Raw genomic sequence first — 25,344 nt, forward strand, 5'->3', positions numbered from 1 at the left:
CTATCCACAACCGCCATGGCAACCTGGCTGGGGCAAGTCGCGCGATCCGCGCACCATCGGCGCGTGGCACGGGTCTTTCGCGGCAGCGAAGCGATGGGGAACGGCGCGCTCACGCGCGGTCAATTGCGGTGGAATCACCGGCGGATCCACCCTGATGTCTATCTGCCGAAGGCTGCTTCAAGGTCGTTGCGGGACAACATTGTCGCGGCATGGCTGTGGTCACGCCGTAGGGGTGTCATCGCCGGACGCGCGGCAGCCGCATTACACGGAGCGAAATGGGTTCACGAGTTCACACCGGTGGAGCTCGTGGGGCCGTTCAACCATCCGCCGCCGGGTGTGATCGTCCGTCGGGAACGAATCAGCGCCGCGGAAGTGGTGGATCTGGCTGGGCTATCGGTGACAAAGCCGGACCGGACGGCTTTCGATCTGGGTCGGCATCTACCCCGCAACAACGCCGTCAGTCACCTCGATGCGCTGTCCGCCGCCACCGGGTTGATCAGTACCGACGTGCTGCCGCTGCTGGCGCGTTACAAAGGGGCCAGAGGGATACGCGGGTGTCGAAAAGCGTTGTCCCTCATGGACGGTGGCGCGCAGTCACCCCGGGAGAGCTGGCTGAGGCTGTTGCTCATCGATGGGGGTCTACCCAGACCGGCCACTCAGATCGCGGTACGCGGCGCAGCCGGCGCCGCATCGGCTTACCTCGACATGGGATGGGAGGACCCGAGGGTTGCGGTCGAGTATGACGGTGACCACCACCGCACCGACAGGACGCAATACGTCAAGGACATCAGGCGATGGGAGATGATCGAGGATCTCGGCTGGCGGGTCGTCAGGGTGGTCAAGGAGGACCGGCCCGACCAGATACTGAGGCGTGTGCATGACGCGCTTGCCGCGCGCGGATTCCCTGCGTGAACTCGCCGAGATTGCCGCCACGGTCGTTCGTAGGGGTCGGAAAGCGACCGCTGCGGCAATCTCAGCAGTCAACTCAGCGCCAGCTGGGCAGCCAGATCTCCATATCCCAGGTCTGTTGCGAGATCGGCAGACCGGTCAGCACCGGGAACAGCCACGCGAAATTCGTCACCACCAGCGCCACATAGCAACAGACCAGGATCAGTCCCAGCGTGCGCCGCTCCTTGTTCTGCCGCGGTTGGTGCAGGATGTCGCCGAGAATCAGGGCGATGGCCATCACCAGGAACGGTCCCATCGTCGCCGCGTAGAAGAAGTACATCTGACGGTCGATCTCGCCGAACCACGGCAACCACCCGGCGCAATAACCGACCAAGACGGCCGCATAGCGCCAGTCGCGCCGCACCAACGTCCGCCACGACGTGTAGAGCAGCACCGGCACCGCAAGCCACCACATGGCCGGGGTGCCCACCAGCATCACCGCTTTGACGCAGGACTGGGAGCCGCAGCCGGGAACGTTGTTCTGGTCGATGGCATACAACACCGGCCGCAGCGACATCGGCCAACTCCACGGCTTGGATTCCCACGGGTGGTAGTTGCCCGCCGAGTTGGTCAGCGTCGCGTGGAAATGAAACGCCTTCGCGGTGTAGTACCACAGCGAGCGAACGGCGTCGGGCAGCGGCAGTACGCTCTGCGGCCCGATCGTCTGGCCGACCTGGTGGCGGTCGATCGCGGTCTCGGAGGCAAACCAGCCCGCGTAGCTGGCCAGGTAGACCCCGAACGGGATCAGTACCAACGCGTACAACGACGGGATGAGGTCGCGGCGCAGTGCGCCCAGCCACGGCCGGGGCACCTGATACTGGCGGCGCGCCGCCACGTCGAAGGCCAGCGACATGACCCCGAAGAAGGCGATGAAATACAGCCCGGACCACTTCGTTCCCAGCGCCAGGCCGAGCAGCACCCCGGCGCCGAACCGCCACCAGCGCACCCCGAGCCGCGGGCCCCACACCGTCTCGGCGCAGCGACCCTCGACGAATGCCACATGCATCCGTGCGCGAACCTGGTCGCGGTCGACGATCAATGCGCCGAACGCCGCCACCGCGAAGAACGTCAGAAACCCGTCCAGTAACGCCGTGCGCGCCGTGACGAAGCTGACGCCGTCGCAGATCAGCAACAGGCCCGCGATGCCGCCGATGAGACTCGAACGGCTGATGCGCCGCACGATCCGGGTCACCAGCACCACCAGGATCGTGCCCAGCAGCGCGCCGGTGAACCGCCAGCCCAGCCCGGTGTACCCGAACAGCGCCTCCCCGATCGCGATCAGCTGCTTGCCCACCGGCGGGTGTACGACCAGTCCGAACCCCGGGTTGTCCTCCACCCAGTGGTTGTGCAGGGTCTGCCACGCCTGCGGGGCGTAGTGCTTCTCGTCGAAGATCGGCGTTCCGGAATCGGTCGGCGAGCCCAGGTTGAGAAACCGCGTCAGCGTCGCCAGCGCAGCGATGACACCGGTCACGATCCATCCGCGCAGCCGGTCTGACGGGCCGAAGTCGGCGACGGGCACCAGCGGCCCGGGGCTGACGATGGCTGTTTCACGGGGTGCTGCGGGTTGCTCGACGTCGTGCACGTCACGGGGCGAGGCTTCTTTGGCCGGAGCGGTCATCACGTCGATCGTAGGCTGTCCATCATGACCACTGGGCGCCTGTTACTGGGTGCGACACCGTTGGGCCAGCCTTCGGACGCATCGCCACGGCTGACTCAGGCGCTCGCCGAAGCCGACGTGGTGGCCGCCGAGGACACCCGCCGCGTGCGCACCCTCGCCAAGGCGCTCGACGTCCCGATCGGCGGCCGGGTGGTCAGCCTCTTCGACCGGGTCGAATCCACCCGGGTAGCCGGCCTCGTCGAGGCGATCAGCGCCGGTGCCACCGTCCTGGTGGTCAGCGATGCCGGCATGCCGATCATCAGCGATCCCGGCTACCGCCTGGTCGCGGCCTGCATCGACGCCGGACTGCCGGTTCAGTGTCTACCGGGTCCGTCGGCCGTGACGACGGCGCTGGTGGTCTCCGGCCTGCCGGCCGAGAGATTCTGCTTCGAAGGATTCGCCCCGCGGAAGGGCTCGGCGCGCCGGAGCTGGCTGGCCACCCTGGCCGACGAGCGGCGCACCTGCGTGTTCTTCGAATCGCCGCGCCGGTTGGCGGCGTGCCTTCGCGACGCGGTAGAGCAACTTGGCGGCGCCCGTCAGGCCGCGATCTGCCGCGAATTGACCAAAGTGCACGAGGAAGTGGTACGCGGGTCGCTCGACGAGCTGGTGGCATGGGCCGCCGGCGGCGTGCTGGGCGAGGTCACCGTGGTCCTGGCCGGGGCGACGCCACGCGCCGACCTGTCCACACTGGTCGCCGACCTGGTCGCCGAGGTGGAGAACCTGGTCGCCGGTGGCATCCGTATCAAGGACGCGTGCAGCCATGTGGCCGCCGGTTATCCGGAGGTGCGCTCACGCCAACTCTACGAAGCGGTGGTCACGCACCGCCGCGGAGCCCAGGAGTCTACCGAGCAGTAGCTCGGTCTACTCGGCTCAGAAGCAGGGGCCGCCAGGGATGGGGCACACCGGCGGGTGTGGCGGCAGGGCCGGAGCCGGCAGCGCGGGCAGCGCCGGTGCCGGCAACGCCGGCAGACCGGGCAGTCCGGGCAGCGCGGGCAACGCCGGCAGACCGGTGGGAATACCGGCCGCGGCCGCCATGGCCGGCAGTGCCGCGAGCACCGTGGCCGGGTCCACGCCCGGCAGGCCCGGTACGCCGCCCATCAGCGCCGGAAGCGCGGCCGCCAGCATGGCCGGGTCCATGCCCGGGATACCGCCGCCGGTCAGGGCGGGCAGCGCGGCTGCCAGCATCGCCGGGTCCAGACCCGGGATCTGCGGCAGACCGGGTATTCCGGCAGCCAGTGCCGGCAGCGCCGCGACGAGTGCCGCCGGGTTAACACCCGGAATATTGGGCAAGCCCGGAATACCGCCGGCGGCGGCCAGTGCGAGCAGGTCTGTCGGCGACACGCCCGGCAGACCCGGAAGGCCGGCCGACGCCAGCGCCATCAGGTTGGCCGGCGAGATGTCCGGCAGGCCCGGCAGGCTGATACCGGGCAGGCCACCCGCGGCGGCGAGCCCGATCAGGCCAGCGGGCGAGATTCCCGGCAGGCCCGGGATGTTCAGCGCTGGCAGGCCGGGCAGGCTCAGTGCGGGCAGCGCCGCAGCCGGCAGCGCCGCTGCCGCTGACGGCAACAGCATCGAGCCGAGCGAATTCAGGCTCTGCTGCGCGGCAGGCAGGATGCCCGAGGACTGCAAGGCGTTGTAGGCCAGGACGACGTAGGTGACGGCCAGCGCGCTGGAGGTCACGGCGCCGGAGATGCTGTTTCCGACTCCCAGGACGCCGTTGACGACGGCCGTGGCCGCATTCACTCCGTAGGGCACGCTGTACAAGCCCGCCACGCCGCCGGCCACGCCGTAAAGGTCCGGTATCCCCGGAACGCCGACGCCGGGAATACCGCCGATGCCCGGAAGGGTCGCGGTCGACGGGTCGAAGCCCGGGGGGAGCGCGTTGGCCGGGGGTGTCACGCCGCCGGGTGGCAGGGCGGAGTTGGCGTTGGATGAGCCGGGCATCAGACCGGGGCTGGTCGACGGGTTGGGTGGGGTATAGGCAGCCGGCTCGGCGGGGCGTGGCGCCACCGCGGGCTCGGGAGGCTCGACGGCCGAGGGCACGCCGGTGGGTCCCGCGGCCGCGGGCTTACCCGTTTCGGGCATGAGGACCGACGCCAGCTTGTCGCACTGCTGACCTGCGGTGCAGGTTCCGCCGGGCGACGTCCTGCTCTGATTGGTGACTGTCAAGGGCGCAACCGCCAGCGCACCGCCCAACACGGCGGCCGCCGCAGCACCGACGATGGCTACTCTCATTGATAATCCCTTCCGCACCCGCCCGTACCCGCCCGCGTCCGACCAGAAAACGCGTCGATGGCTGGAGCTTATGCGCACCCGTGAGCCCATGTGGCCGTTCGGCGAAATCCGCCTCGACGGTTTGACCGTGTCGAATTTGCTGAGCTAACTCACGCGGCTCTTGGTGGCGGAGTTCTGCAAACCCACCACCGGCGCGGCCTTGTGCAGACACTCCGCCCATTCGGCGTCGGGATCGGAGTCGGCGGTGATGCCGCCGCCGACGCCCAGCACGGCGTGGCCGAGCGCATCGAACTCGACTGTGCGGATCGCGACGTTGAGTTCGCATCCCGCCGCCGGAGAATTCAATCCGACTGTGCCGCAGTATATTCCGCGTCTATTTCGCTCCCACTGCGAGATAAGTTGACGGGCACGGAGTTTGGGTGTTCCGGTGACCGAAGCCGGCGGGAACGTCGCGTCCAGCAGTGCCGACATCGGCAGCTCGGGCGAAACCCTCGCCGATACCGTCGACACCAGATGCCACACGCCCGGCGCGCGCCGCACCACCAATAGTTCGGGAACCCGGACACTTCCGGTGATCGCCACGCGCCCAAGGTCATTCCGGACAAGATCGACGATCATGATGTTTTCGGCGACCTCCTTGGGCGATGCGCGCAGCGCCGACGGCCACGCGTCGAGCGGCAGGGTTCCCTTGATCGGGCTGGATGTCACCAGGCCGCCACGACGGCGCAGGAAGAGTTCGGGAGACAGCGATGCCACCGCTCCCCACTGTCCGGCGACATAGGCCGCCCGGGCCGGGGACGTGCGGGCGACGCCGTCGATGAAGAAGTCCAGCGACGATCCGGTGAGGACTCCGGTGAACCGGGTGCAGACACATGCTTGGTAGACCTCGCCGGCGGCGATCGCCTCGAGGCAGGCCAGCACACCCTCACGGTGTGCTGAGCGGTCACCGGACTGCCAATCGATCTGGCACATTGGTGCAGTTCTGTCGTTCAGGGCCAGCGCTTCGACCAGCCAGTCCGGCTGCGGCTCGCCGGACAGGCTCTCGTACCACCACTGTCCGTCGCGGTCGCGCCGCAGCACGCAGTCGGTCCAGCCACCCGTGGCCTCGGGAATTCGGTGTGGCAGGCCGTCGGAGCCGGCATCGGGGTAGGACAGAAAACCGATCCAGCCGCCGCCCACCGGCCCAACCTCTGTGTTCGCGGCGGAACTGCCGGTCGTGGCGAACACCGCGTGCGCGGCGACCGGCTGCACGGAAACACTCGGCGCGATCACGGCGAGCGCGCCGAACCACTCACCGGTCAGCGCGGCCGGCGGGGGCAGACCGCGCCGCCCGGTAGCGCGGCCGACGGCGCGCAACACCTGCGGCGCGCCGCCCAGGTCGCCGAGCCGGTCGATTCGCACCGCCCTAGCTTGACAGAACCGTGGGTTTCCGCACGCCAGGGCCACGGTCAGCGGCGACTGATCTTCCTGGCGTTGCCCAGCGCGACCAGCTTGTCGGGGTTGCGCATCGCATAGAAGTCGGTGATGGCCGACAGGTCGACCCCGGCCCGGCGCAGATAGCTGTCCTGCAGCACATCGTCGGCTTCGGTAGCCGTGCCCAGGATCTCGTGGGCGATGGTGAACAGCAGCGGGCGTAGCAGGCTGAAGCGTTCCGCGTGCCCGCTGCTGTCCGTTCGGGCTTTCACCGCACCGGGGCCTGCTCGCCGGCGGGCAGTGGCGCGGGTCGGTTGCCACCTTTGAGCCAGCGGTACCAACCGGGCTTGGCCGCTTCCTTGCGCAGGCCCCACAGCGTGCCCCTGCACACCAGTTCCTTGATCGACGCGGCCGTGCGCCCCCCGATGTAGATGTTCACCGGGGTGTCGTCGGTGCGGGCCAGCTGGATGGTGCCGTAGCTTCGGCCGACGCTGACGCACTGTCCGGTGAACGCCTGGTTCAACAGCGCCGGAGCGGTACCGGCGATGCGGGACAGCACCGTATTCGCCGCCTGCGCGGCCAGCGGAATCGCCGCTTGGCAGCTCATCCGCAATGGCTGGTTGGAGGGTGCTGCGGCATCGCCGGCGGCCACGATGCGGTCGTCGCTGACGCTGGTCAATGTCTCGTCGGTGAGCAGCCGGCCGACCGAGTCGGTGCGCAACCCGCTGCGGGCCGCCAGGTCCGGGACGCCGAAACCCGCCGTCCACACCGTCACCGCACTGGGCAGCACGGTGCCGTCACCGAGCACCACCGAATCCCAGCGCACCTCGCTGACGGTCGCTGATTCGAGAACGTTCACGCCGAGCTTGCGCAGTTGTTTGGCAACAGATCGCCGGCCCGGACCGCTCAGTGACGGGCCCAGGATGCCGCCACACACCAAGGTCACCTCGCGCCCCTGCTCACCGAATTCGCCCGCGGCCTCGATACCGGTCAAACCGCCGCCGACGACGGTGACCGGCGCATCGGTGCGCAGATCGGCGAGTGCGTAGCGCAGCTTCTGCGCGCCCTCCAGCTCGGCGAGAAAGTATGCGTACTCTGCTGCGCCGGGCACCGCGGCCGGTGTGGCCGCGGTGCTCCCGGTCGCATAGATCAGGTAGTCGTAGTCCAGCGCCGAGCCGGAGGTCAACAGAACCTGCCGGGCGGCGGCGTCGATGTAGTCGGCGGTGTCGACGACCAGCCGGATGCCCGTCCCCAGCAGGGTGCCGTAGTCGGTGGTGGCGGTGCCGGTGCCGGCGGCCAGCTGATGCAGCCGGATCCGCTCGACAAACTGCGGGCGCGGGTTCACCAGGGTGATGTCGACGTCGGCGCGCAGCCGAAGGTGGTTGGCCGCCATCGTTCCGGCGTACCCGCCGCCGAGGACCACGACGTGCGCCTTCGGGCGGGTTGAATTCTCTCGGTCAGACATGGTGTCTCCTTCTCGGTGTGCGGTTACACCCTTCAGACACCGACTGCCGACGATCCGTGACAGTATCGGCCGCAACTGTGAGCTGACTCACGTCGGCAAGGATCTCGGGTGCGGTGCCGTACCGCTCAGGAGTGGGAGTAGCCGGACGCCGACAGTACGACGTCGATGTCGGCGTCCGGGGCGGGTGTCGAAGCGATGGTGTCGGTGACGGCGTCGGGCAGCTTTGGTGTGGTCAACGCCGCGTCGAGCGCCGACGTCCATGCGACAAGCAACCGATCCAGCACCGCCAGGCTATAGGCGTCCCCCGGACAGCGGCCGCGGCCGATACCGAAGATCATCGTCGGATGCTGCAGCGGCGCACCGGCTTTGTAGAACTGCGGTTGCTTGTTCTCGGGACCGCGGAATCGTCGCGGGTCGAAGCGCATCGCGTCCTCGAATACCTCTGGATCGTGATGCAGGGCGCGCGGAAACAGCGCGACCCAGTCGCCCGCAGCAAACCGGATCGTTCGGCCGTCCGAGAGTGTGAGGTTGAAATCCTTCACCACCGCGCGGTACATGTTCGGACGCGAGTACACCCGCATGGTCTCAGCGACGATCGATCGGCGCAGAGATCTTGCGTCGTCGGTGTTCCCGGCACGACGGAGTTCCTCGATCAACGCTGCGTCGGCAATCACACTGGCGTACATCCACGCACTCGTCGGTACCAGGTTGACCATGGAACCCCACATCAACATCAGCAAGGTCGCGAGGCGATCATCATGCGTCACCGGCCGGTCCGCGAACAGGTGCTCGGAGATGTAAGCCAGGATTGGCGTGTCCATGTGCTCGAGGCATGTATTGAGACGCTCCATGAGCGCGCACCGGGCTGCGGCCCCCTTCTTCCTCAGACCGGGGTCAGAGCCGGCGAAGCGAGTGGCGACACTGGCTGAATAGGCGGAAAAGTCGGCCACAAATCGGTCGTCGAAGATGCCTGCGCCGAACAACGCGTGAACTGCAGCGGGCATCAGCGTTTGCTGCGTGAGTTCCTGCACGGTGCGGCGCGGCGCCTGGTGAAGGGACGCGACGTAGCTGGCCAGCGAACCGCTGAGAGCGTCGTCGAAACGTGTCAGCGTTCTGGCAAGCCGTGAGCCGCGTAGCGCGCCTATCAGTGTGTGACTGAGGCCAAGGACTTGCTCGTCCGTTGCGACCAGCTGCTCGAGGCCGAACCGCAGCTTGGACTGTCGTGAGACGGGACAGAAACTGACTTGAGGTGCTGTCAACAAAGACTGAAACATCAAGGGGTCCAGGACATAGGTCATGCGATGCTGCTCGTCGAGCACCACCGTGAACACGTCTCCATAGCGAGCGGCACATTCACTCAGCAGCGACGCCGGATCGCTGCTGAGCCTGGCCGCGACGCCCCGCTCGCCGACAACGGGGGGGAGAACCGCTTCTGACTCTTCCATTTTCACCGAGACCCCCGGTCGCAGAACCTGCCTCTACTCGCTGCGAAGCGAGCGATTATCGATCGGAGGGTCCCCGGTCGAGGCGTCCGACGGCGACCGACACCAGCTGGTCGTAAGTGCCGGCGTGCGTCCAGGAAGCGGCAGGCCGGCGCGGTCGCCGCCGTATCGTGCGGAGAGTCGCAATCGCTGCGGCAAGTGGCGCCCACGAGCGATTTCCGGTCAGAAACCGAGTGGTTTGAAGGCGTCATGCCGGGTCACCGTGTGCAGGAGTTTCGCGCCCAGGAGAAACGCGAACTCGTAGGCAAGTATGCTGCGCGGCATCGTGGGCGCCCGCATGAGCACTTCACGTGCGATGTTCGGCTCGGCGCCCGGGCCTTCGAGTCGGTACTGGGCGCCGCAGAGTGGCCCGAACAATACCTTCGCCCACAACCTGAGATCGGTCAGGAAAAGGCGTAATAACGGCGGGGAACAACCGATCTCCGCAGCGATGCTCTCCATGAATCGCAAATAGTCCGTGAGCACCGCGATTCGCTGTGCGTCGGCGGGGTATTGCATCAAATCTAAGCGGGAATGATGTTCGATATCGCGCTGCATCTGTTCGGGCGCGGGCAGCTTCCGCTCGCCAGTTGCGAGTAGCGCAAAGTAGCGTGCTTGTAATTCCGCTAATGGCGGAATACTACCGAATCCCGGACGCACGAAACCAATCCACGCAATCCTGCTCCCCAACTCGGGATCGATCATGTGTTTATACAGGCAGCGCCCGGGTAGGCCATTGAAATTCCTTCTCGGACCAACGTCGAGATAAGACAGATCGGGAGCGTAGCCAGTGCAGCATACAATTGTGTCGCATTCGAACCGGGCACCGTCGGTGAACACGACGCAGTTCGGCTCTAGCCTCGCAATGTCGGGCCGGTATTCCGCACCGTGATACAAGATCGCTTCTATGAACGATGTGTTCTTTGTGCCGAACCGGTTGAATGGCGCCATGTTGCGCTTCCGATTGATTTCAGCGGCGAGCCGCAGGATGTTCTTGTCGTCGTTGCCGCCAACATACCGATCTTCTATTGCCAGCTTGATTCGGCGAAACTGGGGAAAGGTCGACAACCAGCGCGGGATCCCGTGATAGCAGCGGTTTGTATCGAGGTCGGTAGGCCTACCGTTGAAGAGTCGTTGGACCACATAGCCGGGCCCGCTGCGCGTCGATATCGCTGTGGCGTCGGCTGCTCTGGCGGCGATCAGGGCAATATCTGAGCCGCTCTCGCCCAGCCCAACCACTACCACCCGCCGCCCGGCGAAGTCATTTTCGCCACGCACCTGTGATGAGTGCAGAATACGTCCGCCAAAGGACTCAATCCCCGGCCAATGCGGGATCCGGGGCAACATGTGGTTGCCCGAGCAAACGGCAACGTGATCAAAGACGAACTCAGCGCCATCGGCGGGCAACGGCCCGGCAGACGCCGAAGGCGAACTCGTTTGCGTCGGCGTGCCATCCCCGTGCGGCACTGCCCGCGCACGCCACACCTGCCCATGCTCATCCCAGCGCAACGAAACCACACGCGACGACAGATATATCCGGCGCATGATGCCGAAATGATTTGCGAAATCATCGAGATACTGCAGGTATTCCCGCCGCGTCCACATCTTCGGCTCGTCTTCGGTGCCGGAGGGAAACGAGCTGAAACTGGTGATGAGGCTGTTGCTCGTCAGCTGCAACGAGTCATAGTGGCTCGCGAACACCCCCCCGATTCTGGGCTGTTGTTCGAACCCTGACACGCAGTGCCCGTGAGCCTGTAGTTCTCTGAGGGTCGCGAGTCCTGCCGGGCCTAGGCCGACAACCGCAATTCGTTTGCGCTGGCCGGGAAGTGCCGCGACATCAGAAACACGAGAAGCGCACATGGCCACCCTTCAGCTCGCAGCTCCCGTTTGTTCGCGCCGTCACGTCGATCCCCCGTTCGGAGCCGGGTGAGGCAGCCTGACTGCCCAATGGCCGGGTCAAAAGAGGGGGATGCCTGCGCGGGTACCGCTCAGAACGGGGCAACTCCACCTCCGGGGGACTGAATCATCAGCTGATCTCTGGGATGAACATGTGGAGGCAGTAATGATGACGCGATGAAGGCGAACATGCTGGCTATGCTCCGGCCTGGCAATTCCTCGCTCTTTATTGATGCAATGGCTTCTTCTCGCATGCTGTGCGGCCCGCACAACCGGTAACACGCCTGATTGAACGTGTGAAACCACATCTTGACGAGTAACTCTGGGTCATCAAGCATCTCTTTGCAGGTCGGTAGACAACCGATCTCTCTGGCTATGGAGTCGAGGAAAAAGATCTGGGAAGGAATAGTTTGGGAATGCTGAGGGCTCAGCCTGGTGAACCTCTCCTCCCAGGCCTTTTCAACTTTGATCTGCTCGTCGATATCTGACGGCAGCTTCCGTGCTCCGCTGCAGATGAGCGCAAAGTAGCGGGCCTGCATTTCCGCACATATCGGAATACCTCCGCTGTACGGTCGCGCGAAGCCGATGAAAGCCAATGTTCCATCGAATTGCGGATGAATAGAGTGCTTGTAGAGGTTGCGGACATTGTTGCCCGGAAGTTCGATATCTTTCAGCAAGGAGAAGTCTTGCTCGAATCCCGTGCACAGCACGATGGTGTCGTACTCGGCGGCAGTGTAGTCCTTGAAATATACCGTGTTGCCATCGATGTCTGCGATCCCGCTGTCGTTCACCTGAATTTTGCCATTCAGTATGTTTGGAACGAACGTCACATTCTTGCAGAGGACGCGGCTGGGCGCGTAGCAACCCGTCCCGTTGTGCGATCGAATGTTCCACTGATTGATGTAGTCGATAGCTTCGGGTGTCGCCTCGGCGAACAGGTCGAGTTGTGCAGGGTACAGGCGTTGTCCAAGGCAATTGAGGGGCTCCCCGTCAGTGTGCACACCGATACCGTCATCGCCTGCGCTCACTGCCTCTGCGAGTGCCGCCGCAGTCGCGCCGACCGGTCCTAGCTCACGGAGGTGACCGGCCAGAGAATCGAGACTAATCTGGTCCGCGACCTTTGTGACACCAGACAAGATCGCTTCGTCGTGCATGGCTGACAGGAAGTCGGACCGAGCCATCGTCTCGTCCTCGAAAAATGCTTTCAAGGGAAACGGAAAATCCGTCGCTCGCAACCACATTTCATAGTGGTGAGCGCGTATCGTGTACGAATCCGTCGAATATTTTCCCTTGAAAAGTCGTGGCAACAGAAACAGGCGCGTGCGTATTGACAAGGTGCAACTGGTGGCGACGTCGGAAATCTGCCGGACGATGTCGGCACCCGACTCTGCAAGACCGATCACCAGGACGCGCTTACCGCGATAGCGACGGTTGTTGCGATATCGCGACGAGTGAGCGACCTCGCCCGTGAACTTGTCCAGGCCTGTCACCCTCATATTCGGCTTGTGAAACGGCCCACTGCAGAGTGCAACGGCCCCGAAGAACTCCTCATTCTGTTGGCCGTCGGCGACACTGCTCACGAGCCATCCATCGTCGGTCCTGGTCACTGACGTGACCTCCGTGCCGAATTTGATGTGCTGGCGCAGCTCATAACGGTCTGCGTAGGAATGAAGATAATCCAGGTACTCCTGCCGAGTAGCAAATACGCGGTCTTCCACCATGTGGTCGGAAAAGCACATCAGCTTCATGGAGATGGTCAGCTTCATCTCGTCGTACACCTTCATCTCGGCATCGTCATTCTCGTGCCGATGCCAGATGCCGCCGACGTCACCGCCCTTGTCGAAACATACGACGTCATGGCCTTCGTCCCGAAGCTGTTTGATGGTGGTAAGCCCGGAGGGACCGGCTCCGATCACCGCGATTTTCAACGTTTGTCATCCTCTCCGGCGGCACTTGAACATAGATAGACTTCCGCTGCACTTAACTGGTCCGCCGACAGGACTCGTTATGACGTCCGTTTCGGCGGGCTACTCACTGGCCGCTGCACTACGTCGAGTTCTCTGCCGGCGGGATGGCATGACACACCCGCGTCCCAGGGATCGGCCAAAGCTTGAAGCAGCGCCATGCGCCCATGGAATCGATTGAATGCGCCGATCATGGGGACGCTCCTCATCACACAGAGTTGTGAGCGAGATCAATATCGCCTCTTTGCGGCCCATTGTCAACATTAATGCCGGCTCGGAACAAGACCGGTGACGTTCGCGGCGCCACGAGCAGTCAGAGTTTCGTCGAAATATCGTTCGTGGCCCGTCGCCGCGCGGAGCTCCAAACGAAGGTAGGCCATCCGAATACGCGGCATTCGGTGGATCGTCCTGCGCGCGCAGAACCGTCGAGTCGCCGTCGGCAGCCCCTGCGCAATCGTCCCGGAGGACTACGTCCGAGAGCTTGGACCTGGCCGCGTAAGGGTGCGAATATCATTGCAGCAGAAGCGATTACACTGCCGTCAGGTCTCGGCGCGATCAAAGGGCCGATGCTGGAGGTCGCCTGGGCGGGTCGAGCCGGTCGCTCGCACCTGCGACCCCGATTTTGCGGATGAAGACTCACGGAATTAACGCAGAATGTGTTGACAAAGAGTGGCGAAGTATTGCTAGTATTCGCGGGTAGGCTTGACAGACGGCATTCCGCGGCGTTCGGCCAGTTTCGATCCTTCCCAGCGCTCTGGAATGCCATTCTGCGATGGCCATGATGGAAATATTCGTACCGTCAGGCTGTGCGCAGGAATTGACATCCCAACGTGTAGCAAGTGTCAGTGAAGTGAAGGCCTATGCCACCTCTGCTAGACATAGCTAGCCATTTCTTTCTGCAGCTGGCCGTTATCGTTATCACCTACCGTCTGCTCTGGCCGCTGCTGCGCCGTCTGGGTCAGGTCCAGGTTGTCGCCATCATGATCACGGGCTTCCTGGCGGGGCCATCGGTTCTCGGTGCTCTATGTCCGGAAGTCCAGAAGTGGCTATTCCCGGTCAGTCTCACGGTCGGTGGCCAGACGATCATGCATCCCAACCTGACCGTTATCTATGTGGTCGGTCAGCTCGGTCTGATCTTGTACATGTTCTTGGTGGGCGCTTCCTTCAGGCTCGACATATTGGATTCACACATGCGCCAAGCGGGAACCACCGCGGTGGCCGGTGTGGGGGCGTCGATGCTGCTAGGCGGCCTGGCCGGCTGGTGGTTGGTCAGCATGGGCGGGTACTTCACCCAAAAAGTTACGAGCTGGCAAGGGGTGCTGTTCTCGGCATCGGCAATTGCGATCACCGCTTTCCCGATGCTCGCTTGGATTATCCAGGCGTCCGGTTTGCTGAACACCAGGGTCGGTACGGTCTCACTCTCGTGCGCCGCGGTGGACGATGCCTGCGCGTGGGCACTGTTGTCGACTGTTGTTGCGACAACCAAAGGCGACATGAGCGCCGCGGTCCTCACAGTGCTGGGAGGGCTGCTGTACCTCCTGTTCATGGTGTACGTAGGACGAAGACTGCTCAGGAAGTTCATGTCGTCCGATTGGCCGGACGATGGTGGGGAAACCGCCGCCGGAGTTCCGATCAAGCCCTTGTGCATAGCTTTGAGCTGGATTCTGCTGGCAAGTTGGTTTACCGATGTGATTGGCATTTATGCCATATTCGGGGCCTTCGTGGTGGGCGCGGTGATGCCGCGAGGACAGCTGTTGGACTCCATCTGCCGCTGCCTCGAGCCGCTCGTCGGCTATCTGCTGCTCCCGGCATTCTTCATATTCTCCGGACTCAACACCAAGCTCTCTTTGATCCTGCACCCGGCAACGCTTCTCGTCGCTGGTGTCGTCCTCCTGGTGTCTTTTGGTGGCAAGTTCGTCGCCATCGGGCTGGCCGCGCGCTGGAAGGGCATGAGCTGGCGTGAAGCGGGCGCGATGGGATCGCTGGCGAATGCTCGCGGCCTGATGGAGTTGATTTTGTTGAACATCGGGATGGGCGCGGGTCTCATCACCACGAGGCTCTACACGATCCTGGCTCTGATGGCCATCATCACCACCCTTATTGCGTCGCCACTGCAGCATGTTTTCGAGCGAAGCGCCCGTCGCAACGGTTTTGTTTTCGGTCGGGACGGTGAAGAGCCCGACATTCCGCAACGGGTTAGTGTGCCAATTGAGGCCCCGCAGCAGCAGGAATGACCGTCCTTCAGCCGTGCTGCCGGCACCGGTGTGAGGCCCCGGGCGTCTTTGTTCAGTCGCTGCGAGTGGCGCTTGCCGACCAGACTGGGATGTGGACTCGATAACTTTCCAGCCGCTCTAGGCACCCGACTTGGCCTGGCTTCATTGGTCACGGGACCGTTCAGAGCTCCCGTACGAGACTCGTGAACGACTCGAATGCCCAAGTGAGACCCATCAACAGCAGGCTCTGATCAGTCGCGGCCTGCCCGCTGCCGAGCGTCAACCTTCGGGCTCGAACACGAAGTTGTTGATGTACACGCCGCGGGGCGCCCAGTCGTCGTCGGCTCCGCCGATGTTGGCCCGATTCTGGTGAGCCGCGGCGTCGAACTCCTCGATCGGGCGGCGCTGGCCGTGCAGCATGAAGTAGCCGCGGAAACCCAGCCCACTCAACAACGCGGTGATGTCGGCCACGGCGTCGGGATGGTGCCGTTCCTCGGCCTCCACCACGATCCTCGGCCGGTTGCGCCGCAGCGTCTCCGCGGCCCCGCGAAGGACGGCCAGCTCATGGCCCTCGACGTCGATTTTGACCATGCCGACGTTGTCCAGCCGCAGGTCGTCGAGGCGCTTCACCGGCACGTCGATGGTTGAAACGGGCCCGCCGACCGCGGTGTCCAGCACGTTCTCCTGGTCGATCGTGCTGCGCCCGGGGTCGGATTGCACCACCCGCATCGCGCTGAGGCCGGGCTGATCGGACAGCGCCACCGCCTCGATGCGCACCGGCGCCCCGACGGCGGTGAACATCAACGCCAGATCGCGGGCCTGCGCGGGACGGGGCTCGAACGCGATCACCGACCGCGACGAGCGCAGCATGGCGATGGCGAATTCGCCCACATCGGCGCCGATGTCCAGTGAGATCCGGTCGGGATCACACAGGGAGGCCACCAGCGCCACATCCGGTCGGGTTTCTCCGAGACGTTGCAGGATCCTGAATTTCCGCTTCCAAAACATGTGCGGCGCGACGGTCCTGGCCGCCGGCGCGAGCCAGCGTTTGGCCGAACGTGCGACTGACATCAGCCGACCTTAACCGACCGCCGAGCGCGGCCGGCTCGGACGCACACCCCGGGTCGAGCGTGCAGGTCAGCAGGTTTCCGGCCGGTTTGACAGCGGACCGCATGCTAATCTCTGAGAACCAGAATCCATCCGTGATCTGCGCCGCTCCGGGGTACGTCCCAGGAATCGGGCGAGCTGTTCGTCCACTCGATGCGCATCGGCGGGCATTCGAAAACGGCGGCGCGAATACTGTCCGCCGACTGGGTTGGTCACCCATAATTGACGCAGGCGTTTGACATGTGCACAACATCGGAGGACCCGTTGCCACGCAGCTTGGACCTCGTCGTCACCTCCGTAGCCACCCAGCTGATGGAGGCGACCGCGTCCACTGCCACGAAGGTGAGCGAACGGGTCCTGGCTCAGCTCGTCGAGCAATTCGATGTGGACGCAAGTTTTCTCCGGCACCACGACCACGACATCCGCGCATCGGTGCTGGTCGCCGAATGGCCGCCGCGGCCAAACGTCCCCGACCCGGATCCGCAGGCCGTCGTGCACTTCACCAGCGCCGACCCGGTGCTTGCGCAGTGTGAGCACGGTCGCAAGCCCGTCGTGATCCGGCCCGACCAGAGCAACCGCTCATTGCGCTGGGTGGGAGGCGCCAAGCAGACAGCGTCGCCGTCCGTGGCGGCCGCGCCGCTGGTGTCGGGCGAGATGACCACCGGGGTGCTCGGCTTCGTCAAGTTCGGCGCACGCAGGTGGAAGCAGGAGGAGATCAACACCCTCGAGGCGGTCGCGGCGCTGTTTGCGCAGCTGCAGGCGCGGATCGCCGCGGAGGAGAAGCTCCGCTACCTGGCCGAGCATGACGATCTGACCGGCCTCTACAACCGCCGGGCGCTGGTCGCGCACCTGTCGGACCGGCTGGCGGCCGGCAACCCCGGGCCCGTTGCGGTGCTCTACATGGACCTCGACCGGCTCAAGTCCATCAACGACTACCTCGGCCATACCGCCGGCGACTGGTTCATCCGTGTCTTCGCGCAACGCCTGCGGGTGTGCGCCGGCAGCCAGAGCATGATCGCCCGCCTGGGCGGTGACGAGTTCGTCGTCATTCCGGATCAGACGATGTCGAGCGCGGCCGCCGAAGCCTTCGCTCGGCGGCTGGGCACGATGCTGCGCGAACGCCTGGCCATCGGGGGTCACCAGATCACCCGTACGGTCAGCATCGGGCTCGCCGTGGGCATGCCCGGCCGCGACAACAGCACTGACCTGCTGCGCCGCGCCGACGAAGCGGTTCTGACGGCCAAGCGTGCCGGCGGCAACCAGGTGGCCCTGTCCACCGACGACATGTCCCTCAAGAGCGCGTTTCGCAACGACATTGAATTGCACTTGCAGGGCGACATCGACAGCGAGGCACTGCTGCTGCACTACCTGCCCGAGGTCGATCTATGGACGGGCGCCATCGTGGCCGCCGAGGCGCTGGTGCGATGGCGCCACCCGATCTGGGGTCTGCTGTTGCCGGATTCGTTCATCGGCGTCGCCGAATCGACCAACCTGGCCGGTGAACTGGGCCGGTGGGTGATGCGCAGCGCCTGCGCCGAGTTCAGTCGGTGGCGGTCCAACGGCGTCGGGCAGAGCGCGATCCTGCGCATCAACGTCTCACCCGTGCAGTTGATCACCCGCGGGTTCGTCCGCAGCGTCGCCGACACCATCGAGGAGTTCGGGATCGACGGCGGCTCGGTCTGCCTCGAGATCACCGAGCGGGCGGTCGTGCACGACATCGAAGCAACCCGCAAGACGCTGTCGGAGCTCAAAGAGGTCGGGGTGCAGATCGCCATCGACGACTTCGGCACCGGATACGCGGTGTTGTCGCACCTGAAGTCCCTTCCGGTCGACATGCTCAAAATCGACACCGGGTTCGTTCGCGACCTGGGCACCAACGCCGGTGACCTGGCGATTGTGCGCGCGATCATCGGTCTGGCCGAGGCGTTCGGCCTGCAATTGGTCGCCGAGGGCGTCGAGACTCCGGCCGCCGCACTCACATTGATGCAACATGGTTGTCACCGGGCGCAGGGATTTTTGTTGTCCCGCCCCGTTCCGGGCAACGCCATGGAGGCGTTGCTGGCCGCTCGCTGGATGCCGATGCCGTTCCTCGCCGACCGTGAGGCGCTGACGCTCGGCGCAATCTAGCTCACGCAGAGATTGGTTCGAACCATTAGGAAAGTAACTTTAATCGCTGTTGCCTGCGTAACTGTGCTCGTCGCGGGCGCTGCCCTGTTGATCGGCGCGTGCAGCCGCCAGCACAACGACCCCGGCCCCCTGGCCGCGATGGTCAGTCCGGCCATCCCGCCGGCCGCACAGGAGATCTCCAACCCACTGCGCGGTCAGTACGAGGACCTGCTGGAGCCGCTCTTTCCCCAGGGCGAGCCCGCTCAGCAGCGCTACCCGGCCTGGCCCGCGTCGTACGACGCCAGCCTGCGGGTTACCTGGCGGCAATTGCAGCCGACCGACCCGGCCACCCTTCCCCCCGACGCGCCCGACGAGCGCAAATTCGACTTCAGCGTCATCGACGATGCGCTGAACAAACTCGCCGAGCGCCGGATGCGGCTGACGCTGCGGGTGCAGTCGTACAACTCGTGCTGCAACGCGACCTATCCGAACAACACCAACATCGAGATCCCCGACTGGGAACGGGCCAAGCCCGGCACCGCCACCAGCTATCCCGCCGCGGGCAATGCGCCCGTGCAGGTGGTGCCCAACTTCAACGACCCCACGTATCTCGCTGACTTCGGGCAGCTACTGGCCGCGCTGGGGCGACGCTATGACCACGACGAGCGGCTCAGCGTCTTCGAGTTCTCCGGCTACGGCGACTTCAGCGAAAACCACGTCGCCTATCTGCGTGACTCGCTGAACGCACCAGGTCCCGGGCCCGACGATAGCGAGGCGGCGCTGGGCTACTACAGCCAGTTCCGCGACCAGAACATCACCAAGGCGTCCATCCAGCAATTGGTCGCGGCCAACGTCAACGCCTTCCCGCACACGCAACTGGTGGCCACGCCCAACAACCCCGAGATCATGCGCCAGCTGCTGGCCGACGACGTCACCAGGAAACTGGTCGCGCCGGTCGGCGTTCGTTCGGACTGTCTGGGCGTCTACGCGCCGCTGCCGGTCTGGGCGGAGTCCGGCCACTACGTCCAGACCTCCGACCCGCTGGTCGGTGCGCTCAAGGAGCGCCTCGGTAAAGCGCCGGTGATCACCGAGTGGTGCCAGCTGCCCAATGGCACCACGCCGCAGTCCTACTACGACAAGGGCCTTCACGACGTGATCCGCTACCACGTCTCGATGACATCGAGCGTCAACTTCCCGGACCAGGACGCCACGTCGCCGATGGATCCCAAGTTGTACGTGCTGTGGTCACAGGCCAACGCCGTCGCCGGCTACCGCTACTCGGTGGAAGCAAGGCAGGGATCGCAATCGCTGCAGGATCAGGTCGCGTCCATCTCGGTCACCTGGACCAATTACGGATCCGCGGCGGCCACCGAGAAGTGGGTGCCGGGCTACCGGCTGGTGGACTTCGCCGGGCAGACGGTCCGGACGTTGCCGGCCACCGTGGATCTGCGGGGTCTGGTCCCCGACTCGTCCGGGGACCGCAGCATCGACCGACCGCCGCCGGCATCTGGCACCGAGTCCGTCCACATCGACCTCAAGGGTCTGACGCCGGGGCACTACACGCTGCGCGCCGCGGTCGAATGGCAACAGCACAAGCCGAACGGCTCGCATGCGGTGAATTACCCGCCCATGCAGCTGGCGCGCGACGGCCGCGATGACTCGGGGTTCTATCCGGTTGCCACCCTCGACGTGCCGCGCGATGTGCTGGCAAACACCCCAAAGACGTGACGGCGCGGGCCAGGGCATACCAGCCGACTGCTGTCAGCTTGTTTACCGTACTAAAGGTAGGTAGCTTAGCGTGCGGGGGGAAACGCGCTGTTCTCCGCTGACTAGCGGGCTGCACGGCCAGAGGACGCCTGGAAAGCGCCGAGAGAGCCCCCAGAGAGGCTTTTGATGGACTTCCGCACATTCGTACGGACCCTCCTGCTGCACTGGAAGCTTTTCGTGGGCGCGGTACTGGCCTGCCTGGCCGGCGCGGCGGCGATCACGGCGTTCCAGACGAAAAGCTACGAGTCGTCGGCGACCGTGCTGATTTCGTTCTCCGGCGAAACCGACCTGATGCAGGTCTACCAGGGCACCCAGGCGGCCCAGGAGCGGTTGTCCTCATACGCCGCGATAGCCGGTGGTCACGCCGTCGCAGAGCGGGCCGTCACCCAGTTCCACCTGCCGGTCGGCGCCGACCAGTTGGCCAACCAGACCAAGGTGGCATTCACCCCGAAGACGACGCTGTTCACGATCACGGTGACCGACACCGATCCGCAGCGGGCGGCGACACTGGCGAAAGCGGTCGCCGACGAATTCACCATCATGGTCGGCACGCTCGGCGGTAGCCCGAAGGCTCCGCCGACGAGCGCGACCACCACTCCCGTGCCCACGTCGGCCGCGCCGGTCGCGGCCGGCGAGCAGCCGCCGACGACCTTGCCGAGCGAGACCCCGGTGGCGACGGTGACGCCGACGGATCCGGCACAGACCGGTGGATCAGGCACCCAGTCGCCCGTGGCCCGGGCGACGGTCGTCGAGCAGCCCGGTGTGCCCGACAAGCCGGTCAAGCCGGTGCCGGTGCGCAACATGGCGATGGGTCTGGTCGCCGGTCTGCTGCTGGGCACCGGCGTCGTGCTCACCCGGGAGGCCGCGGACCGCACGGTGCGCGACCGGGCGAAGCTGGAAACCCTCTCCGGACTGCCGACGCTGGCCGAGTTGCCCGGGCACCGGGGCAGCGCGCCACGCTTCGGCACCGACATCTCGTTCGACGACGCCGTGCGAGGCCTGCGGGCCCGGCTGCTGCGGGCGATGGGTCCTCGGGCCAACCGGGTGTTGTTGACGGCGCCCTTCGGTGGTGAAGGGACCACGACGACGGCGATCAACCTCTCCCGGGCGTTCGCCGAACTCGGCGAGGATGTGTTGTTGATCGAGGGCGACACCCGCCGGCCGGTGATTGCCGGGCTGCTGAAAGTCGAGTCGGGAGAGGGCTTGTCCAACGCGCTGTCCAACCCTGGAATCGCGACCGAAGCCACCAAGCCGACCTCGATTCCCAAGCTGTTCGTCCTGGCGGCCCGGTCGGTCCGCCGGGAGACTCTGCCGACCAGCGCTTACCTGCCCGAGGTGCTGGACAAGGTATTGGACGACGTGGCAAAGACTTTCGAGCGAACGGTCGTCGACGGTCCGCCGGTGCTGGCGACCGCCGACTCCGGCCTGCTCGGCGGCGCCGTGGACGCCACGGTCCTGGTGCTGCGCGCCGGACGCACGACCGAGGACGAACTGGCCGACGCGCTGGCCGCATTGCGGGCGGCCGGCGCCAACGTGGTGGGGACCGTGCTCACCGATGCCCGGATCGCGCGGCACACCAGGGCTGCGACCAAGACGTATCGCTCGAAGGTCAGTGGCCCGGCGTGATTCGGTATCTGCGGAGTCGCCATCGCCTGGCGATGGCCGCAGTCATGTTGGCGCTCTTCATATTCGGGTGTCTTGTCTACGGGGCGCTGTCGGTGCGTAACACCACGCAGGGCATCCTGCTGGTCGGTCTGACGTTCTTCTTGATCGTCTACTGGGCCAAACCCGAACTGATGATCGGGATGGCGCTGTTTCTGGGCTGCGCGGCCCTGCCGCAGGGACTGCATGTGGGCAAAGTAATCGGGCCGGTGTCGATCTATGCCTCACACGTCGTGCTGGTGCTGGCCATCTGCTTCGTCCTGCCCGCGGTACGGCTGCGAATGTCCGATTACCTGCTTCCGGCAATGTTCGGGCTATTGGTGATCTACTCTGCCGCGGTTGGGTTTTCGATGGGGCACAGTACGACGATCGTGGTGCGCGAAACAACGTTCCTGCTGGAGATGCTCGCCGGGTTCGTGCTGGCGCTGGTGGTGGTGTACGGCGACTACGTCATGTTGTCGCTGCACGCGACGGCGTTCACGCTGTGGTTCTCGGCCGGGATGGCCGTGCTCGGTTCCTCCGGCGGAATCCGGCTGGCCGGCCGGACCGAAAGCCTGCAGATGGACACCGGTGACAACGCAAACCGCATCATCACCTCGGCCCTGATACCGGCCATCGCCGTGCTGACCGCTCTGGTCGCCGCGCAGATTCTGGGCCGGGTGAAGCCCGCCACCTACCTCCTGCTGGGTCCGCCGGCGCTGGTGATCGCGGTACTGGCGTTCACCCGCAACACCCTCATCTCCGTCGGAGTCGCCGCGATCGTCGCGTTCTTCGCCAGCATGGGCTGGTCGTCGGTGCGCCGGGCGGCGCGGCTGGCGATCACGGCGGCGGGGATCCTGGCGGTGACGATCCCCGGCGCGCTGTTCCTGCTCGGCGACTCGTCCGCCGGTGTGTGGCTGGCCAACCAGATCACCGGATTCAGCCACCGGGTGCTCGGCAGATCGTCGGGCGCGGCGCTCACCCAAGATCCGTCGACGCTGGCCAGATTCGAAGAAGACCGGCACCTCAACGAAGCGATCGCGCAGGCGCCGCTGTTCGGCCACGGCCTGGGTTACGCCTATCAGTTGCCGTTCGGTGGTGACGACCCCAACGAATTCACCCAGTCGCTGGGAACGACCTACGCGCACAACTTCTATCTCTGGTGGCTGGCCAAAGCCGGTGCGGTCGGCATGGCCGGATTTGCGGTGTTCGCGTTGACGCCGCTGGTACGGGCGTTACGCAGCGCTTCGGTGCCGGCCAAGATCAGCGCGGCGGTCAGCACCGGCCTGATGGTGATGTGCGTCATCGACCCGCTGCCGGAGGAACCGACCAACGCGATGACGCTCGGCATCACGCTGGGCGGGGCGATGGCCTTCGCCATGCAGGGACGTCGCGGCGATGAAAGCGTCGATATCGATGAGGTTCCAGACGAGCTCATGGAACCTGCCGAGGTGGCGCGATGACGCGAGTATTGGTGGTGGGGCCGGCGCCTGCCCAGGCGGCCAGCCGCGGCGGGATGGCGACGGTGATTACGCTGATGGCCGCGCACCCCGATGCCCACATCATCACCGTGCCGACGTATATCGAAGGGCCGCTGTGGTTTCGGCTCTGGATCGGCGGTTCGGGAATGCTGCGCGCCGCCTGGTTGGTGGTGCGCCGCCGCGCCGACGTGCTGCATGTGCACTTGGCCCACGGTGGCAGCGTGGTGCGCAAGGCGCTGCCGATGGCGGCCGCCCGGTGGGCGGGGGTGCCGATCGTGGTGCACGCCCACAGTTACGACTTCGCGGGCTGGTTCGACGGATTGCCGCGCGGCGCGCAGGTGGTGGTGCGGCGTCTGCTTGTCGCCGATCAATGGCTGGTGCTGGGCACCCGTCACGTCCGGGAGTACACGAGCCGGTTGCGGATACCCGCCGGGAGGATTCGCGTGCTGCACAACGCGGTCGCGATTCCCGATGCCGTGGTGCGACAGTCCGATGTCCCACGCGTTCATGCCGTTTCGCTCGGCCGGATGGGAGCGCGCAAGGGCAGTTATGACGTGATTACCGCCGTCGGGGCGCTGGACGACGACGCGCGCGCCCGGTTGCGGGTGACCTTGGCCGGTGACGGGGAGGTGGACCAGGTCCGGTCGGCTGTCGCCGCGGCCGGCCTGGGAGGCACCATTGACGTCGTGGGCTGGCTGGATCCGGCCGCCCGTGACCAGTTGCTCAGCAATGCACACGTTTTCGTGCTGCCCAGCCACGACGAGGGCCTGCCGATGGCGTTGCTGGAAGCGATGGCCCACGGCCTGGCACCGGTCACGACCTTGGTGGGCAGCATCGGTGAGGCGGTCACCGACCGGGTGACCGGGCTGGTGGTGGCGCCCGGGCGTCCAGAGCAGATCACTGACGCCCTGAACGAGCTGCTCAAAGATGACACCTTGCGAGCCGGTCTGGGTGCGGCCGCGCGTCATCGCGCCCGCGACTTCGGACTGGACCGCTGGTATGAGCGGTTGACGCGGCTGTGGACCGGTCTCGCGCGACAGGAAGGCGGTTCGACGATGAAAGGTGCTCTGCTGCACAGCGAAGCGGCCAACTGGGTGGCCAGGTATGTGTCGGTGCGCAATGTCGGGCGGCTGTTGGGCCGCACCGCGATGACGACCGCGACCGAGGCGCTGTGGCGCCGCCGGCTCAAGCAGGATCTCGCCATGGCGGTGGCGGATCACTTCGTGACCAACGGAGCAACCGTCGTCGACATAGGGGCGAGCTGGGGCCTGTTCACCTACCACCTGGCCCGCCGTGTCGGAAAATCGGGACAGGTCTTCAGCTTTGAACCACATCCCGACAATGCTCCGATGCTGCGCAAGCTCGAGCGGGCGCAGCCCAACGTGCACTTCGGCCAGGTCGCGGTGTCCGACGAGCCCGGCACCGCGCAACTACTGGTGCCCGAGCACCACCGCAGACAGGTAACCGCGCAGGGGAGTTTGGCGCACGGTTTCGACGGGCAAGGTGTGGACGTGCAGCAGATCGAGGTGCCGCTGGTGCGACTCGACGACGTGCTGGGCCCCGGCGTCGACGTCGACTTCGTGAAGATCGACGTCGAGGGGCACGAGATGTCGGTACTGCGCGGCGGCGCGGACATGTTGCGGCGTTGCCGCCCGGCGATTTTGATCGAAATCGAGCAGCGCCATCTGTCGGTTCCGATCAGCGATGTGTTCCGGCAGCTACAGGACTTGGGATACCACCTGTTCTATGTCACCGAGTCGGCGTTACGGCCTATCGCCGGCTTCGATGTGCGGCGCGACCAGTTGGCCTTCCTTTCCGGGGCCGACTCCCGCGAGTTCCATCCCTTCGCCATGCCGCAGGGATACGTACACGACTTCTGCGCCGTCCGGTCACCGGAGCTGGTGGCAGGATTCCTGCGCTGAAGCGCTGAGGCAAGCCGAGTGCCGGCGGCGCAATGCCGGCGCTGCGCT

At 65.4% G+C, this 25,344-nt stretch carries 16 protein-coding genes and 1 pseudogene; 8 read left to right on the top strand and 9 right to left on the bottom strand.

The features are described from left to right. The first annotated feature begins 63 nt into the window (after nucleotides 1–63). The gene (locus ACX9NE_RS02135) at nucleotides 64–912 is read left to right on the top strand and encodes an endonuclease domain-containing protein (RefSeq protein WP_459360016.1); all 849 of its coding nucleotides are present in this window, start codon (nucleotides 64–66) and stop codon (nucleotides 910–912) included. A 73-nt stretch (nucleotides 913–985) separates the two neighbouring features. Here ACX9NE_RS02135 and ACX9NE_RS02140 read toward each other — a convergent pair whose 3' ends face one another. Further along, nucleotides 986–2,566: a dolichyl-phosphate-mannose--protein mannosyltransferase gene (locus ACX9NE_RS02140; RefSeq protein WP_459360015.1), complete on the bottom strand. Its 1,581-nt coding sequence runs from the start codon at nucleotides 2,564–2,566 to the stop codon at nucleotides 986–988. A gap of 24 nt (nucleotides 2,567–2,590) precedes the next feature. Here ACX9NE_RS02140 and rsmI point away from each other — a divergent pair, with 24 nt between their 5' ends. Then, a complete protein-coding gene (gene rsmI / locus ACX9NE_RS02145; RefSeq protein WP_459360014.1) occupies nucleotides 2,591–3,460 on the top strand; it encodes a 16S rRNA (cytidine(1402)-2'-O)-methyltransferase in 870 nt (289 codons plus the stop codon). A gap of 15 nt (nucleotides 3,461–3,475) precedes the next feature. On the opposite strand, the gene ACX9NE_RS02150 is transcribed toward rsmI, so the two are convergent. From ACX9NE_RS02150 to ACX9NE_RS02180, 7 genes and pseudogenes are all read right to left on the bottom strand, one after another. Beyond that, complete coding sequence (locus ACX9NE_RS02150) at nucleotides 3,476–4,840, bottom strand: hypothetical protein (protein ID WP_459360013.1); 1,365 nt, start codon at nucleotides 4,838–4,840, stop codon at nucleotides 3,476–3,478. A gap of 144 nt (nucleotides 4,841–4,984) precedes the next feature. Further along, nucleotides 4,985–6,241: an aminodeoxychorismate synthase component I gene (locus ACX9NE_RS02155; RefSeq protein WP_459360012.1), complete on the bottom strand. Its 1,257-nt coding sequence runs from the start codon at nucleotides 6,239–6,241 to the stop codon at nucleotides 4,985–4,987. Between the two features lie 116 nt (nucleotides 6,242–6,357). Beyond that, nucleotides 6,358–6,525, bottom strand: a pseudogene (locus ACX9NE_RS02160) (RNA polymerase subunit sigma-24); the annotation flags it as partial. Beyond that, complete coding sequence (locus tag ACX9NE_RS02165) at nucleotides 6,522–7,718, bottom strand: NAD(P)/FAD-dependent oxidoreductase (RefSeq protein ID WP_459360011.1); 1,197 nt, start codon at nucleotides 7,716–7,718, stop codon at nucleotides 6,522–6,524. The pseudogene ACX9NE_RS02160 and the gene ACX9NE_RS02165, both read right to left, overlap by 4 nt. 125 nt (nucleotides 7,719–7,843) lie before the next feature. Further along, nucleotides 7,844–9,040, bottom strand: coding sequence for a cytochrome P450 (locus ACX9NE_RS02170; RefSeq protein ID WP_459377714.1), 1,197 nt, complete (start codon nucleotides 9,038–9,040; stop codon nucleotides 7,844–7,846). 342 nt (nucleotides 9,041–9,382) lie between these two features. Continuing rightward, nucleotides 9,383–11,059, bottom strand: a complete 1,677-nt coding sequence (locus tag ACX9NE_RS02175; RefSeq protein WP_459360070.1) for an FAD-dependent oxidoreductase — start codon at nucleotides 11,057–11,059, stop codon at nucleotides 9,383–9,385. Nucleotides 11,060–11,187: 128 nt separating this feature from the next. Then, nucleotides 11,188–13,023, bottom strand: a complete 1,836-nt coding sequence (locus ACX9NE_RS02180) for a flavin-containing monooxygenase (protein WP_459360009.1) — start codon at nucleotides 13,021–13,023, stop codon at nucleotides 11,188–11,190. Between the two features lie 896 nt (nucleotides 13,024–13,919). Here ACX9NE_RS02180 and ACX9NE_RS02185 point away from each other — a divergent pair. Then, a complete protein-coding gene (locus ACX9NE_RS02185; protein WP_459360008.1) occupies nucleotides 13,920–15,293 on the top strand; it encodes a cation:proton antiporter domain-containing protein in 1,374 nt (457 codons plus the stop codon). Between the two features lie 258 nt (nucleotides 15,294–15,551). Here the strand turns inward: ACX9NE_RS02185 and ACX9NE_RS02190 are convergent, their stop codons facing one another. After that, a complete protein-coding gene (locus ACX9NE_RS02190; RefSeq protein ID WP_459360007.1) occupies nucleotides 15,552–16,343 on the bottom strand; it encodes an FkbM family methyltransferase in 792 nt (263 codons plus the stop codon). Between the two features lie 300 nt (nucleotides 16,344–16,643). Here ACX9NE_RS02190 and ACX9NE_RS02195 point away from each other — a divergent pair, with 300 nt between their 5' ends. The 5 genes from ACX9NE_RS02195 to ACX9NE_RS02215 all read left to right on the top strand — a co-directional run bounded on the left by ACX9NE_RS02195 (nucleotide 16,644) and on the right by ACX9NE_RS02215 (nucleotide 25,296). Next, complete coding sequence (locus ACX9NE_RS02195) at nucleotides 16,644–18,506, top strand: putative bifunctional diguanylate cyclase/phosphodiesterase (protein WP_459360069.1); 1,863 nt, start codon at nucleotides 16,644–16,646, stop codon at nucleotides 18,504–18,506. Nucleotides 18,507–18,644: 138 nt separating this feature from the next. Further along, the gene (locus ACX9NE_RS02200) at nucleotides 18,645–20,213 is read left to right on the top strand and encodes a hypothetical protein (RefSeq protein WP_459360068.1); all 1,569 of its coding nucleotides are present in this window, start codon (nucleotides 18,645–18,647) and stop codon (nucleotides 20,211–20,213) included. Between the two features lie 165 nt (nucleotides 20,214–20,378). Next, on the top strand, nucleotides 20,379–21,878 hold the full coding sequence (locus ACX9NE_RS02205) for a tyrosine-protein kinase domain-containing protein (RefSeq protein WP_459360006.1): 1,500 nt from the start codon (nucleotides 20,379–20,381) through the stop codon (nucleotides 21,876–21,878). Next, nucleotides 21,875–23,356, top strand: a complete 1,482-nt coding sequence (locus ACX9NE_RS02210; protein ID WP_459360005.1) for an O-antigen ligase family protein — start codon at nucleotides 21,875–21,877, stop codon at nucleotides 23,354–23,356. Before ACX9NE_RS02205 ends, ACX9NE_RS02210 begins: the two co-directional genes overlap by 4 nt. After that, the gene (locus ACX9NE_RS02215) at nucleotides 23,353–25,296 is read left to right on the top strand and encodes an FkbM family methyltransferase (protein WP_459360004.1); all 1,944 of its coding nucleotides are present in this window, start codon (nucleotides 23,353–23,355) and stop codon (nucleotides 25,294–25,296) included. The genes ACX9NE_RS02210 and ACX9NE_RS02215 overlap by 4 nt, the downstream gene beginning before the upstream one ends. Nucleotides 25,297–25,344: the final 48 nt, after the last annotated feature.

The sequence above is a fragment of the Mycobacterium sp. ML4 genome, assembly GCF_054515735.1.